Genomic DNA, 13636 nt, shown 5'->3' on the forward strand with positions numbered 1-13636 from the left:
GTCACCGCGTGAGGTTCGCCCCCGTGCTCCGGCGGCGGCCGACAATCGGAAGGCCCGACACCCATGCTCAGCTACGGATTCCTCAGCACCCACCCGCCGACCCGATGCGGACTGGCCACCTTCAACTCCGCCCTCGCCGCCCACCTGACCGGCGACGGCGCGCGCGGCGGCATCGTGCGGGTCACCGACCGCGGCGACGACCAGCGGCCCGGGCCCGGGGTGGTGCACACCTGGTCGACGCGCACCCCGGCCGGCTGGCGGGACGCCGCAGCCGCCTTGAACACCTACGACGTGGCCGTCGTGCAGCACGAGTACGGCATCTACCCCGGCGCGGACGGCGAGGACGTGCTGCCGCTGCTGCGCCGGCTCACCGTGCCGAGCATCGTCGTCCTGCACACCGTGCTCCGCCAGCCCTCCGCCCGGCAGAAGTCCCTGCTGGAGCAGATCGTCACCGCCGCCGGGGCGGTCGTCACGATGACCGACACGGCCCGCGACCGGCTGCTCGTCGGCTACACCGTGCCGCCGGGCAAGGTCACCGTCATCCCGCACGGTGCCGCCGAGCACGTCGGCGCACCCGTCGCCCGTCGTACCCGGCCGCACCTGCTGACCTGGGGGCTGCTCGGTCCGGGCAAGGGAGTCGAGTGGTCGTTACGGGCCCTCGCGCGGTTGCAGGACCTCGACCCGACACCCACCTACACCGTCGCCGGCCGGACCCATCCGAAGGTGATCGAGCACCAGGGGGAGGCGTACCGGTCGGGACTGCACCGACTCGGCGCGGAGCTGGGCGTCGCGCACGCCGTGGACTACCAGGACGTCTACCACGACCAGGTCGCGCTCGGCCGGTTGATCCGCTCCGCCGACGTGGTGGTGCTGCCCTACGACTCCCGGGAACAGGTCACCTCCGGCGTCCTCATCGAGGCGGTGGCCGCCGGAGTGCCCGTCGTCTCCACGGCGTTCCCGCACGCCGTCGAGCTGCTCACCGGCGGCCCCGGTCTGGTCGTACCCCATCAGGATCCGGCGGCGCTGGCCGCGGCGATCCGGCGGATCCTGGTCGAACCGGGCCTGGCCGCCCGGCTGGCCGGGCGCGTCCAGCCACTGGCCGCGCACCTGCGCTGGCCGGCCGTGGCGGCCCGCTACGGCACCCTGGCCGAGCGGCTCACCGCCGCCCGCCCGTCCGTGGTCAGCGCGGCGTCGGCGTGACCGCGACCACCGGCCGACCCACCACGTCGGTCGGTCGGCGCGCATCGGCGGCCCCCGCGCCGAGCTTCGCGCACCTCATCCGGTTGAGCGACGACACCGGCCTGTTCGAGCACGCCCGGCACGCCATCGTCCGCCGGGAGCACGGCTACTGCACCGACGACGTGGCCCGCGGCCTGGTCGTGACCAGCCGACAGCCGGAGCCGACCGAGGAGCTGCTCCGGCTCGCGGAGCGCTACCTCGCCTTCCTGACCCACGCGCAGGACGCCGGCGGCGCGTTCCACAACCGGCTCGGCCACGACCGGCGCTGGACCGACCAGCCCGCGCTCGGGGACTGGTGGGGCCGGGCGCTGTGGGGGCTGGGCACCGCCGCCGCCCGCAGTCCCGCCGCCTGGATCCGGGAGGAGGCGCTGGTCGCCTTCAGCAGGGGTGCCACGCGGCGTGCCCCGACTCCGCACGCGATGGCCTTCGCCGGGCTCGGCGCGGCCGAGGTACTGCGCCGCCACCCCGCCCACGCCGCCGCGGCCGCGCTGCTGGCCGACGCGGCCAGCGCGGTCGGCGGACCCGGGCCCGACCCGCGGTGGCCCTGGCCGCGGCAACAGCTGACGTACGCCAACGCGGCCCTCGCCGAGGTGGTCATCGCCGCCAGCCAGCTACGCCACGGCGGCCCACCCCTCGACGACGGGCTGCGGATGCTGGCCTGGCTGCGCGACGTCCAGGTCCGCGACGGGCGGCTGTCGGTCATACCCGCCGGCGGGTGGCGGTGCGGCGCGGTGCGGCTCCACCACGACCAGCAGCCGATCGAGGCCGCCGCCTTCGCCGACGCCTGCGCCACCGCCGCCACGGTCACCGGCGACCCCGGCTGGGAGACCGGGGTGCGGCAGGCGGTCGGGTGGTTCCTCGGCGACAACGACGTCGGCACGGTGATGTGGGATCCGGAGACCGGCGGGGGCTACGACGGGCTGACCGCGCACGGACCCAACCTCAACCAGGGTGCCGAATCCACCCTCGCGCTGATCTCCACCCTGCAGCACGCGGGACGGTGGGCGTGACCGGGACCCTGGCCGTCCGCCACGGCGTGACCCTCACCCCGGATCCACGCCGGGTCATCGCCAAGCTCTTCATTCCCGGCGAAGACGCCGCGGTGGTACGCACCCGCGCGGGAGCGCTCATCGACCGCGTCGCGCACCTCGACGACGAGGAGACCGGCAGGCTGCTGCGGGACACCTTCGACCGCTTCGGCGCCCGGCACCGCGACCTGGCCGGCACGTTCCACCACCACTACGACCTCGTGCGGCACCGCATCGCCCGGGCCCGTGACCTGTCCCCGACCACCCGACTCCTGGTCGGTGCCTACTTCAGCCACGAGTACGCGGTCGAGTCCGCCGCGCTGTGCAACCCGTCGATGGTCGCCCACCCCGACCAGACCAACCTGGACGCCGGGCAGTTGCGCGTCGCGATCAGCCTGCGCCAGATCGGCGAGGGCCACCTGTCGTCCATCGGGTTCGCCACGGCGATCGTCGGACCCGGGCGCCGGCTCACCGTCGCCGACCGGTCCGGCCCCCTGGTGGTCGGGCAGCGAACGGGCGTACGGCACCGTCGGGACCTGCTCGCTGCCGGCCTGGCCGAGGAGGACTGGGACAACGAGGTCACCGCCACCGTGCTGGACGCCCTGCCCGACCGGTACGACGAGGCTGCCTTCGAGCGGGTGCTCGGCAACCTGCCACCGGACCTGCTCTCGCGCAGCACCGGGCTGGACACCCTCGAACACCTGCGCCGCATCGACGCCGCGAGCTACGCCACGACCTTCCCCGCCGACACGGCCCTGCACGAACGGGTGCTCTGGCCGGCCACTCCGGCGGAGAGCAACGGCATGGAGGACGCCCGGTTCGTCAGGTTCACCGACGAGTCCGGACCGGTGTACCGGGCCACCTACACCGCCTACGACGGCCGGCGCATCGCGACCCGTGCGCTGGCCAGCACCGACCTGCGCCGCTTCGAGGTGACCCCGATGCGTGGGCCGGGCGCCCGCAACAAGGGCGTCGCGCTGTTCCCCCGTACCGTCGGCGGCCGTCACCTCGCGCTGTGCCGCGCGGACGGCGAGACCATCGGTCTGACCTGCCTGGACGGCGACAACCGGTGGCAGGAGCCGACGCCGCTGCACGCCCCCCGGGACAGCTGGGAGCTGATCCAGGTCGGCAACTGCGGATCCCCCATCGAGACCGACGCCGGCTGGCTCGTGCTCACCCACGGGGTCGGCCCGATGCGCCGGTACGCCGTCGGTGCGCTCCTGCTCGACCTGTATCGACCGGAGCGGGTGATCGCGCAGCTTCCCGGCGCGCTCCTGTCACCCGACACGGCCGACCGGGACGGTTACGTGCCCAACGTCGTCTACTCCTGCGGCGGGCTGGTCCACGCCGGGGAGCTGTGGCTGCCGTACGGCGCCAGCGACGCCCGGGTCGGGTTCGCCACCGTACCGGTGGCCGCCCTCGTCGCGGCGATGGTGGAATCCCCGCCGCCCGGCGGCCGGGACGGGTGAGCGCCGGGCCTGCGGGCCTGATGGACCGGTGGTTCAGGGGCGCTCGGCGGAGAAGTGGCCGCGCAGGGTGGCCAGCGCTCGGGTGATGAGCCGGGAGACGTGCATCTGCGAGATGCCGATCTGCTCGGCGATCTGACCCTGGGTGAGATTGCCGTGGAAGCGCATGCTCAGGATCCGGCGTTCGCGTTCCGGCAGGGTGGCGAGGGCCGGGCCGAGGGCGACGCGGAGCTCGACGAGGTCGAGGCCGTGGTCGTGGGCGCCGAGGGTGTCGCCGAGTTCCATGCTGCCGTCGGCGCCGGTCGGGGTGGACAGGGAGGTGGCGCGGTAGGCGCGGGACCCTTCCAGTCCTTCGAGGACCGTCTCCTCGGGCAGGTCGAGGTAGGTCGCGATGTCGGCCACGGTCGGTGAGCGCCCCAGGGTGTGGCTGAGGGTGCTGTTGGCCTCGGTGATCGACAGACGAAGCTCCTGCAGGCGGCGGGGCACCCGCACGGCCCAGGTGCGGTCGCGGAAGTACCGCTTGATCTCGCCGATGACGGTCGGGATGGCGTACCCGGTGAAGTCGACGCCCCGGGTGGGGTCGAAGTTGTCGACGGCCTTGATCAGCCCGACCACCGCGGTCTGGGCCAGATCCTCGTCGTGTACGCCGCGTCCCGAGTAGCGGCGCGCCAGGTGGCGGGCGAGCGGCAACCACGCCTCGATGGCGCGTTCCCGCAGCGCCGGGCGACGGGGATCGCCGGCCGGGGTCGCGGCCATCGTCGCCAGGAGGGCATCCGCGCTGTCGGCGCTCTGCGCGCTGCTGCGCTCGCCGAATCGGGTGCTGGTCGTCGGTTCGAAGGTGGTGACCATGAGTGTGGCCTTCCCGCACGTGCCCGCTGATCGAATCGACCGGAAGATCTCCGAACCGGCTGTCGCCGGGGCGCACGTACGGGCTGGTGCGCTGTCGCAAGGCCACGATCACGGGCCTCGCCACCGCGTCATGTCGTTCACTTGATGCCGCGAACGCTACCCGAAAGACGGATCAATTGCTAGCCGAAAGTATGAGGTGTCCCAGCGTGGCGGCCGGTGACTCGGCGACGGCGGGAGGATCACCCAATCCGCCCCGACACGGCTCGGCGATGGCTGACACTGAAGGTGAAAGGGCGCCGGGTCAGCCCGGTAGCCGGCCGTCAGGAGGGAGTGCATCGTGACGTCGGGATCGATGACTGCACGGATCAAGGGTCTGCTCAACAGCCCGAAGGGTCGTGACCTGATGCGGTTCGGCCGCACCCAGGCGGCCAAGCCCAGCACCCAGCAGAAGCTTCGACAGCTCATGGAGCGGGTGACGGGCGGATCGGGTCGACGCCGCTGATCAACTGGCGGACTGCGACGAGTGGACATGCGATCGTGAGTGACACCAGCATTGGCGCCGACCGCCAGCGGGGCAGTGACTACGCCGACCTCTCCCGGCAGGTCCGGGCCGCGGGTCTACTCGAGCGGCGGCGGGGGCACTACACCGTGCGGATCGGCCTCGTCGTCGCTTCCTTCGTCGGACTGTGGGGCCTGTTCGCCCGGTTGGGTGAATCGTGGTGGCAGCTGGGTGTCGCCGCGGCCCTCGCGGTGGTCTTCGCGCAGGCCGGATTCATCGGCCACGACGCCGGGCACCGGCAGATAGCCCGCACGCGGCGGGGGAACGACCTGATCGGCATGGTGCACGGCAACCTGCTGACCGGGCTCAGCTACGGCTGGTGGGTGGACAAGCACAACCGGCACCACGCCCACCCGAACACCGAGGGCAAGGACCCCGACATCACCGTGGCACCCCTGTCCTTCACCACCGGCCAGGCCCGGCGACGGCGTGGCCTCGGTGCGCTGGTCGTCCGCTTCCAGGCGTACCTGTTCTTCCCGCTGCTCCTGCTGGAAGGCCTGCACCTGCACGCCAACGGCGTGAAGGCCCTCCTCGGCCCACGCCGCATCGCGCGTCGGCCCGCCGAAGCCGGACTGCTCGCCCTGCACCTGGGTGGCTACCTCGCCGCCGTTCTCCTGGTGTTGAGCCCGGCGCAGGCCGTCGCGTTCATCGCGGTCAACCAGGGGGTGCTCGGCCTCTACCTCGGCTGCTCGTTCGCGCCCAACCACAAGGGCATGCCGATCCTCGACGCCGAGGACAACCTCGACTATCTGCGGAGGCAGGTCCTCACCTCGCGCAACGTCCGCGGTGGGCGGTTCGTCGACGCCCTGCTCGGTGGGCTGAACTATCAGATCGAACACCACTTGTTCCCGAGCATGCCGTGCCCCAACCTGCGCCACGCCCGGCCATTGATTCGCCGGTTCTGCGCCGAGCACGACATCGACTACCACGAGACCACCCTGGGCCGCTCCTGGGCCGAGGCACTGCGCCACCTGGACGACATCGGATCCGGCGAGCCGCGGACGGACGCCGCCCCGCGCTGAAGCCGGGTACCTCGTAGGTCTGGTCCGCAGGCGGTCCCGATGGCGGCGCGGCCTGCTCGGCCGGGTGCCCGGCGGCGTCGGGTCAGTCGCGCTGCTCCGGGTCGTCACCCCTGGTCGCCGTCGGCCGCTTCGAGGGGCGGGTCGGGGTCACCGTGAAGGGATGGCGCAGCTGCCGCATCGCCTCCTCGCTGCCGTCGAAGGTCACGCCCGGGTCGTCGAGCTCGTCGGTGGTCGGCGTGGCGAGAAACAACGCGGAGCGATCATTGTCGTTCGATGTCATGAAACAGTCCCATTTCGGCAGGTGAGGAGCGCACTGGTTCGCGGGCAGTTCTCGCCGCGCATTCGTGGTAATCGGCCGGCGCTCGCACTGGCGCTCGGTGGCGGTGTCTCGATCACGGGCGACCGCCCGGCGACACACCTCGAACCATACCCGGCGTTGCCATCCGTCGTGCACCCCCGCCGCAGCGGGCCGCCCGCCGGCCGCGACACGTTCTGATCCGTAGATTCTCAAGGGCACTTCGCGCAGCTGACGCTGCTCGCGCTTATCGTCGTGAACGGTGTGCTGACCGCGGAGTCGGGAGGCCGTCTTCCAGGCCGGGGTGCATGTGGTGCTGCTCGCGGCGTTCGCCTTCCTCGCCGTGAGTCCGTAGCGGCGGGCGTCAGGGGTCCGGGGGTGCGGTCCTCCGCCGGAGACGCCCGCCGGGCATGCCGGCTGGTTCTAAGCCGCCAGGACGGTGCCGGCCAGGACCACGTATGCCAAGCACACGCCCAGCGTCACGAGGATCATCAGGCCTGCCTTCGCCCCGGTCGATCGATCAGTGCGGGCGATCGAATGGTTGATAGCGAAGCCGACCCCGCCGAAGAGACCGCCGATGAGCCCGCCTGCGATCACGAGTAGAAACGGGAGAAAAATCAGGATCCGGAGCACGGCCGGCGTCTCCGGCCCGGTCCGGTGTTTCACCCCGTCGATCTCGATGACGGGGTACGGGTCGAGGAGGTTGTTCTTCAGCTTGGCGCGGACCGTCCCGCCGCCCACCGCGGGCAGTTCGAAGACGTTCCGGCGGCCGGTCTCCGGGATACCGCCCACCAGGACCCGCGGACTGCCCAGGGCCTTCACCTCGATCGCCACGGGCCCGTCGACTCTGTCTATCACCATCGGTTCGGTTTGCATGGGCGAGGACAGTAGACGGTGAGCGGACCCGCCGCTGCCCCGTGATGGCATCGCTGTCGGGGCGGGGGCTTACCTGCGGCGCATGGGCACGGTGGCGGAGTGTGTCCGGACGGCACCGGTGGAGCTGGCCCGGGCGCTGCGCGACCAACCGCCGGCAATGCGGCGCAGGGGCGTTCGCTGGGCGCTGTTGCGTTATCGGATCGGTGGACATGTTGAACCCCGTGTCGGGTCCGCGGTCAGATCACTTGGGCGAGTTCGGTGAACGCAGCGGCGACCCGCGTGGCCGGCGGGGTGTCGGTGGCGAACTCTCAGTGGGCCGCGTTTCATGTCGGCTCCGATCCCTTGTGGACACGGCGATGTCCCTGATTGCTCCCCGCGCCACCCGAGATGATCAAGGCCAAGATGCCGCTGGTCAGGAGCGAGCCGTCGAACCTTCCGTTCCCGTCGAATCCCGGTGTGAGCTGGCGATGGGTGGGGGCGGCGGGCTCGCCCTCTGCTCCCGTCGCTCCCTGGCTACCCGGATGACCTTCCAGGCAAGGCCGACCAGGAGCCCGCCGAGGCCACCCGCCAGGGCACTCCGAAGGGGCCCGTTCAGCGGCGACGAATCGTCTGAGTCGGTGTCGGTCGAGCCGTACGCCGCCGTGTCGCCGACGAGGGCCATGGGTGTGCCGCCAGGAGGGGCAGCGTTGCCGGGCGGTGGTCCGGTATCCACCGCCCGTGCCGCGGCGCCGATGCTGCCCGACACGGCCACGGCCGCTGTCGCAGGGTGGTGACCGGCTGGCGAGGCGTGTGCGGGGGTGGCCCCGAGGCTGGTCAGCAGCACCAACTGGCCGAGCAGCCCGAGGCGAATCAGCCACGGGCGTGCCGAGCGGTAGGAGAACACGCGCATGCCAACTCCCTGATCGACAAGCGTTGCAGCCTACTAAAATCCGGCCGTGGCCGTGGCCGTGGCCGTGGCCGTGGCCGTGGCCGTGGCCGTGGCCGTGGGGGGTCAGGCGCGATCAAATTGAAGCGGCTCCGGGCCGACCAGGCGGATGCCTTGCTGGCTTTCCAGCGAGAACCGGATATATCGCGCGGTCCATACTGGATCGTGGACAACGGGCACTTCGCCAAGTTCCCCGCCCGTCATCGTGCCCTGCGCGCCGAGCGGGACGGCCGGCCTGTGCCTCATCCATGTCGTCGTAAGCGATCACGGGCGACCTGATCGGCCGGGTCAATCTCGTGGACGTCGGGGACGGACTGCCGAGCTCGGCTACCGGAGCGGCGATCGCTCCACGGGGTGTCCCTATGGGTGTCGTCAAGCGGTGATGGGTGCCGCTGGGCGGGGTTGGTAGGGGATCTTGTCTCGGAGCATGGCGTAGAGGACGTCGCAGCATGGCGGGCGAGGCAGATGAGGGCTGCGTTGTGGCGTTTGCCTCGGCGCGTTTGCGGTCGTAGTAGGCGGCTGACGGGGTCGGCGAGGCGAACGACACCGAACGCGCCCACGTCCTGGCGGTGCTCGACAGCGACCGGTTTCGTCGACACCACCGTGACCGAGGCATTCGCGACGCTGCTCGATGAAGCCGCCTACCTGGCCTCGATCTCCACCTCTACCGCATCCTGCGCGCCGACAATCATCGGCGCTGGTCCCGCCCGAATCTCACCCGCTGCGAGTGATCCACGCTACCGTTGGTGAGGCGATTATGACTAACGGTTATCGGATCGAGGCGGGCGGAGGGGATGGCGAATGGCAGACCCGATTGCGGAGTTCTTCACCGCGCTCACCCTGCGGCATGACGCGGCAATTAGGAAGATCACGGGCACTATCCGCTGCGATCTGGTTGCGGACGGGCGGATTGAATATTGGTTCGTCGACATCAAAGCTGGCGACATGGACGTATCGCGGGAGAAGCGTGACGCCGACTGTCTCATCCGGGCTAACAGAAAATTGTTCTGCCGCTTTGTCACGGGCGAGGGGAATGCGATGGTGGCGTGGTTGGGATACCGGATTCACATCGCGGGAAGGACGGATCTGTTCCGCGCCTTCGAACGGCTCTTTCCAGGACCTGTTGGGGCACGTGACCCACGAAATCTGGCCGGCGGGCCCGGGAGGCTGGCACGATGAGCGACTTGATCAGTATTCTGGATGGCAATACTTTCGTGATCAGCGACGGCAGTGGCGACATTGATGCGTTGCCGTCGGTGCCCACCGGGTTGTTCTCGTTTGACACCAGATTCTTGTCGAGATGGCATCTAAGTATCAATGGCGAGCGACTGACGGCACTCGCTGTCAATGATCTTCAGTATTTCGAGACGCGGTTCTTTCTCGTTCCGGGCGCCCCAACCCACTACATCGACGCGAAGGTGACAGTGATCCGTCAGCGTTCGGTTGGCGCAGGTTTTGACGAGGAGCTGACGGTTCTCAACCACGAAAACAAGTTGGTCGACCTCACTGTCCGCTTGGAGGTGGGCAGCGATTTCGCCGATCTGTTCGAGATCAAGGACATGCGACAAAAGAAAGGCAGGTATTCCGCGCGGATCGACGACGGGTGCCTGCGGCTGGGCTACGACCGGGAAACGTTCCGCCGAGAGACGGTGATCTCGTCCAGTGCGTCAGCAGAGATCGATGAGAATGGGCTGACCTTTGCCATCCGACTCGAACCGCACGGGAAGTGGGTCACCCAACTGCGTGTGGCGACGCTAGGCCCGGATGGGCAGGAGGTTCGCCTGAGCCTGCGTGGCCAACCCATCAGCCGGGCAAAGCGGAAGCTGCGGGAGGATCTGCAGCTCTGGCTGGACCAGGCACCGCGTCTGGTGTGCGACTTCGAGCCACTGATGAGGACGTACCGAAGGAGCATCATCGATCTCGCCTCGCTGCGCTATACACCGCTGGTCTCCGGCGGGCGGATCCGGACCCTGATGGCGGCCGGCCTGCCGTGGTTCATGACGGTCTTCGGCCGGGACAGCATCCTCACCAGCCTGCAGGCACTGCCGTTCCTGCCGGAGCTCGCCGAGGCGACGCTGTTCGCGTTGGCAGTTCCACAGGGCAGCCGGCTGGACGATTTCCGCGAGGAGGAGCCGGGGAAAATCCTGCACGAGTTCCGCTACGGGGAGTCGGCCGTGTTCGAGGAGCAGCCGCACACGGCATACTTCGGCAGCGCCGACTCCACCCCGCTCTACGTGATATTGCTCGACGAGTACGAGCGGTGGACCGGTGACGACGCGGTGGTGCACGAGCTCGAATACGAGGCACGTGCCGCGCTCGCCTGGCTCGACACGTACGCCGACATCATGGGCAATGGCTACGTCTGGTATCAGCGCCGCAACGAGCAGAGCGGCCTGGTGAATCAGTGCTGGAAGGACTCCTGGGATTCGATCTCCTACAACGATGGCCGGCTGCCCGGATTCCCGCGAGCGACCTGCGAGTTGCAGGGTTACGCGTACGACGCCAAGCTCCGAGGTGCTCGGCTGGCCCGACGGTTCTGGGGTGACCCGGCGTACGCCGACCGGCTGGAGCGAGAGGCCGCCGACCTCAAGGAGCGGTTCAACCGGGACTTCTGGATTGAGGATCGGCAGTACTATGCCCTCGCCCTCGACGCCGAGGGCAGACCGGTCGACGCACTCGCGTCGAACATGGGCCATCTGCTCTGGAGCGGTATCGTGGATGAGTCCCGGGTCGGTAAGGTCGCCGAGCATTTGCTCGGCCCGAAGTTGTTCTCTGGTTGGGGCGTGCGGACCCTGGCCGTGGATGCGGAGCGGTACAATCCGGTCGGCCGTCACGTGGGTACGGTGTGGCCCTTCGACAACTCTTTCATCGCCTGGGGATTGCGCCGTTGTGGCCTTTCCGAAGAGGCGGGGCGGATCGCTGAGGCGATGATCGAGGCGGCCGAGTTTTTCGACGGGCGGCTACCGGAGGCGTTCGCCGGTTATGACCGAGCGCTGACGGAGTACCCGGTCGAGTATCCCGCCGCCTGTAGTCCTCGGGCGTTGTCATCAGGCGCCCCGCTGCTGCTGCTGCGCGTGATTCTCGGCCTTGAACCGCACGCTGATCATCTGATTATCCGGCCCGCGTTGCCGAAGCTGATTGGCCGGCTCGAACTGCTCGACATTCCTGGACGGTGGGGGCGGATAGACGCCCTCGGCCGCCACCGGTAGCAGCTACTCATCCTCAGACCGCCGCTGACCCGGCTGGGCGGACTGCTTCAATCGGCCCGCTACGAACGCAGAGCCGACGTCTACCAAGCCCTGCTCAGCCTGGCTGGCCTCTGGAGGGCGCCCCCGGACGCGGTGCCGGTCAGTCTCTCGGTAGGAGGGTGTAGCGCACGGTCTGCAGGCGGATCAGCCCATCCTGGAAGACGAACGTGTCGGTGCCGTCGACCGCCCGGTTCTTCCGTGAATCCGCGGCCCACTCGAGGAACAGTGTGTCGTTCTCGAATATCTGGGTCGGCAGCTCCCAGCGTGCCCCGGGCAAATCGGTCAGAAGTTCCTCGAACCCCTTTCGCACGCCCGCCTTGCCGCGCCGGACACCCGCTGGCGTGATGTAGACGGCGTCGTCGATGTAGTCGGCGACGATCTCGTCCAGATCCTCGGCCGCGAGGGCCTGTGTATGGTGGGCAAATACGTCTTTCGGATTACGAACCATGGCTACCCCGACGTGCGGATGTCAAGACTTGTCCCAACTGACGCTATCAGCTCCACCCATCTTGGCGGGCGGAACCCGGAGCGGGAGACGGCCAGGACCCGACAGGGCCGCTTGACGCCGTAGGCGGCACGGTGGGTGGAGATGAAACGGAAGCGGCTGGTCACCGATCCATCTCCTTTGCAAAATAGGCGGCTGCCTTCCGCGGGCTCTCCTTCTCCTACCGCAGTTCAGTGTCAATCCCCTGGAAGCGTGGAGGACTTCGTTATGCGGTTTGAGCCTTCAGCGCCCGGGGCGTTGATCGTTCGTAGTTGATCGGTGAGAGCCCGTCGCAGACCGAGTACTCACTGCCGCGGTCCGAATGGAAAATCACCCCGGCCACGTGGCCGCCGCGGGTGACCGCGGCCATGTTCAACGCCGCGACCCACGGTGGCCAGGTAGAGGCGGGCCCAAGCTGGTCCGGATCGACCTGGACACGGACACCGTCGCGCAGGTGATCACGTTCCCGACCGACGTGGCGCTGCCCTCGACGTACCTCAACGACGTCCGCTTCGACCTAGGCCGCAGCGACGCCGGCATCGCCTACATCAACGACTCCTCCGACTTCGGTCCGAACGGGATCATTGTCGTCGATCTCGCCAGCGGCGCCTCCTGGCGCCGGCTGCACGACCACCCGTCCACCAAGGCCGAATCAGTGCACTCCTTCCGGCCCGTGGTGGAGGGACGGCCCTTCCTGGAGCGGCCCGCCGACAGGCCGCCCAGGCCGGTGACCATTGGCTCCGACGGCATCGCCATCTCCGCCGACGGCTCCCGTCTCCACTACTGCCCGCTCGCCTCCCGCCGCTGGTACAGCGTCGCCACCGACGCCCTGGCCGACCGGACGCTCACCGACGCTGAAGTCGCCGCGACGGTGGTGGACGAGGGTGACAAGGGCGGCGGCTCCGACGGCCTGGAGACCGACGATGCCGGCCGGCTCTACCTGACCTCGTACGAGAACAACGCGGTGCTGCGGCGTCGGCCGGACGGCGAGTTCGAGACCGTGGTGCACGACGGTGCGGCTGCTTTGGCCCGACAACCTGTCCGTGGCTGCGGACGGCCACCTGTACGTCACCGCGAACCAGCTGCATCGGCAGCCGAAATACCAGCGCGGACAAGACCTGCGCCGCAAGCCGTACGCCCTGTTCCGCACCCCGATCCACGCCGGACCGGTGCTGCTGCGCTGAGCCGGCCGACGGCAGTTGGGGTGACCGCCGCCCGCCTGTCAGCCGACGCTCACCTACTCCGCGAACTTCCCTAGCCTCCGCCTTTCACGGCGGTCGTGATCTTCGAGGTCCCGCAGGTGGGGTCGACCCTTCCTGGTCCGTGGCTGCCTCCGCACTCGGCGTTCGCGGGGGTTCCGGTTCCCGCCCGAGGTCATCGTCGTCGCCGTGCTCTGGTATCTGCCCTTCAATCGGTCCTATCGGGACGTTGAGGAGTTGCTGGTCGAGCGTGGTGTGGAGGTCGATCACGTCACCGTCTACCGCTGGGTGCAGCGGTTCACGCCGCTGCTGGCGCCGGATCGGTGGTCTCGGCGAGCTGTTCGTGGAACCTGTGGGCCAGGGTGTCCCGCGTCTCCTGCAGCGTGTCATCGACCAGGGGGATGGACCAGCCGCCCGCCGCCGAGGTCCACCGCCGCCCAACTCCG

General features: G+C 69.4%; 13 protein-coding genes and 2 pseudogenes. 9 read left to right on the plus strand and 6 right to left on the minus strand.

Annotation, left to right across the window (positions count from 1 at the left end):
• Positions 1–63 precede the first annotated feature (63 nt).
• From ACTWM8_RS03250 to ACTWM8_RS03260, 3 genes are read left to right on the plus strand one after another with little or no spacing between them, the layout of a single operon-like run.
• Positions 64–1200, plus strand: coding sequence for a glycosyltransferase (locus ACTWM8_RS03250; RefSeq protein ID WP_446212498.1), 1137 nt, complete (start codon positions 64–66; stop codon positions 1198–1200).
• Entirely contained in the window at positions 1197–2249 is a 1053-nt protein-coding gene (locus tag ACTWM8_RS03255; protein WP_446212499.1) for a glycosyltransferase, read from the plus strand. Before ACTWM8_RS03250 ends, ACTWM8_RS03255 begins: the two co-directional genes overlap by 4 nt.
• On the plus strand, positions 2246–3736 hold the full coding sequence (locus tag ACTWM8_RS03260; RefSeq protein ID WP_446212500.1) for a glycoside hydrolase family 130 protein: 1491 nt from the start codon (positions 2246–2248) through the stop codon (positions 3734–3736). The genes ACTWM8_RS03255 and ACTWM8_RS03260 overlap by 4 nt, the downstream gene beginning before the upstream one ends.
• A gap of 33 nt (positions 3737–3769) precedes the next feature.
• Here ACTWM8_RS03260 and ACTWM8_RS03265 read toward each other — a convergent pair whose 3' ends face one another.
• Positions 3770–4582 carry a SigB/SigF/SigG family RNA polymerase sigma factor gene (locus ACTWM8_RS03265; RefSeq protein ID WP_446212501.1) on the minus strand — a complete coding sequence of 271 codons (813 nt, stop codon included), beginning with the start codon at positions 4580–4582 and terminating at the stop codon, positions 3770–3772.
• A 337-nt stretch (positions 4583–4919) separates the two neighbouring features.
• Between ACTWM8_RS03265 and ACTWM8_RS03270 the strand changes: the two genes are divergently transcribed.
• Complete coding sequence (locus ACTWM8_RS03270; protein ID WP_377604848.1) at positions 4920–5084, plus strand: hypothetical protein; 165 nt, start codon at positions 4920–4922, stop codon at positions 5082–5084.
• A gap of 32 nt (positions 5085–5116) precedes the next feature.
• The gene (locus tag ACTWM8_RS03275) at positions 5117–6163 is read left to right on the plus strand and encodes a fatty acid desaturase family protein (RefSeq protein ID WP_446214449.1); all 1047 of its coding nucleotides are present in this window, start codon (positions 5117–5119) and stop codon (positions 6161–6163) included.
• Between the two features lie 82 nt (positions 6164–6245).
• Here ACTWM8_RS03275 and ACTWM8_RS03280 read toward each other — a convergent pair whose 3' ends face one another.
• The 4 genes and pseudogenes from ACTWM8_RS03280 to ACTWM8_RS03295 form a co-directional block, all read right to left on the minus strand.
• Positions 6246–6443 carry a hypothetical protein gene (locus ACTWM8_RS03280; RefSeq protein WP_210774918.1) on the minus strand — a complete coding sequence of 66 codons (198 nt, stop codon included), beginning with the start codon at positions 6441–6443 and terminating at the stop codon, positions 6246–6248.
• A 438-nt stretch (positions 6444–6881) separates the two neighbouring features.
• Positions 6882–7292 (minus strand): hypothetical protein, encoded by a 411-nt coding sequence (locus ACTWM8_RS03285; protein WP_446212502.1) that lies wholly within the window; start codon positions 7290–7292, stop codon positions 6882–6884.
• Positions 7293–7746: 454 nt separating this feature from the next.
• On the minus strand, positions 7747–8223 hold the full coding sequence (locus tag ACTWM8_RS03290; protein ID WP_446212503.1) for a hypothetical protein: 477 nt from the start codon (positions 8221–8223) through the stop codon (positions 7747–7749).
• Between the two features lie 408 nt (positions 8224–8631).
• Positions 8632–8795 (minus strand): annotated as a pseudogene (locus tag ACTWM8_RS03295) (IS110 family transposase); the annotation flags it as partial.
• Positions 8796–9060: 265 nt separating this feature from the next.
• Here ACTWM8_RS03295 and ACTWM8_RS03300 point away from each other — a divergent pair.
• The gene (locus ACTWM8_RS03300; protein WP_446212504.1) at positions 9061–9438 is read left to right on the plus strand and encodes an SCP2 sterol-binding domain-containing protein; all 378 of its coding nucleotides are present in this window, start codon (positions 9061–9063) and stop codon (positions 9436–9438) included.
• Positions 9435–11468, plus strand: a complete 2034-nt coding sequence (locus ACTWM8_RS03305; protein ID WP_446212505.1) for an amylo-alpha-1,6-glucosidase — start codon at positions 9435–9437, stop codon at positions 11466–11468. The genes ACTWM8_RS03300 and ACTWM8_RS03305 overlap by 4 nt, the downstream gene beginning before the upstream one ends.
• Positions 11469–11607: 139 nt before the next feature.
• Here the strand turns inward: ACTWM8_RS03305 and ACTWM8_RS03310 are convergent, their stop codons facing one another.
• On the minus strand, positions 11608–11955 hold the full coding sequence (locus tag ACTWM8_RS03310; protein ID WP_446212506.1) for a nuclear transport factor 2 family protein: 348 nt from the start codon (positions 11953–11955) through the stop codon (positions 11608–11610).
• Between the two features lie 490 nt (positions 11956–12445).
• Here ACTWM8_RS03310 and ACTWM8_RS03315 point away from each other — a divergent pair, with 490 nt between their 5' ends.
• Both ACTWM8_RS03315 and ACTWM8_RS03320 read left to right on the plus strand, forming a co-directional pair.
• Positions 12446–13249: an L-dopachrome tautomerase-related protein gene (locus ACTWM8_RS03315; RefSeq protein ID WP_446212507.1), complete on the plus strand. Its 804-nt coding sequence runs from the start codon at positions 12446–12448 to the stop codon at positions 13247–13249.
• Between the two features lie 58 nt (positions 13250–13307).
• Positions 13308–13505, plus strand: a pseudogene (locus tag ACTWM8_RS03320) (hypothetical protein); the annotation flags it as partial.
• Positions 13506–13636 lie beyond the last annotated feature (131 nt).

The sequence above is a fragment of the Micromonospora sp. IBSANI012 genome (assembly GCF_052814045.1).

Excerpts from the sequence above, each read along its gene's own strand:
- ACTWM8_RS03250 (WP_446212498.1), top strand. The coding sequence starts at position 64 with ATGCTCAGCTACGGATTCCTCAGCACCCACCCGCCGACCCGATGCGGA.
- ACTWM8_RS03280 (WP_210774918.1), bottom strand. The coding sequence starts at position 6,443 with ATGACATCGAACGACAATGATCGCTCCGCGTTGTTTCTCGCCACGCCG.
- ACTWM8_RS03265 (WP_446212501.1), bottom strand. The coding sequence starts at position 4,582 with ATGGTCACCACCTTCGAACCGACGACCAGCACCCGATTCGGCGAGCGC.
- ACTWM8_RS03290 (WP_446212503.1), bottom strand. The coding sequence starts at position 8,223 with ATGCGCGTGTTCTCCTACCGCTCGGCACGCCCGTGGCTGATTCGCCTC.
- ACTWM8_RS03300 (WP_446212504.1), top strand. The coding sequence starts at position 9,061 with ATGGCAGACCCGATTGCGGAGTTCTTCACCGCGCTCACCCTGCGGCAT.
- ACTWM8_RS03310 (WP_446212506.1), bottom strand. The coding sequence starts at position 11,955 with ATGGTTCGTAATCCGAAAGACGTATTTGCCCACCATACACAGGCCCTC.
- ACTWM8_RS03305 (WP_446212505.1), top strand. The coding sequence starts at position 9,435 with ATGAGCGACTTGATCAGTATTCTGGATGGCAATACTTTCGTGATCAGC.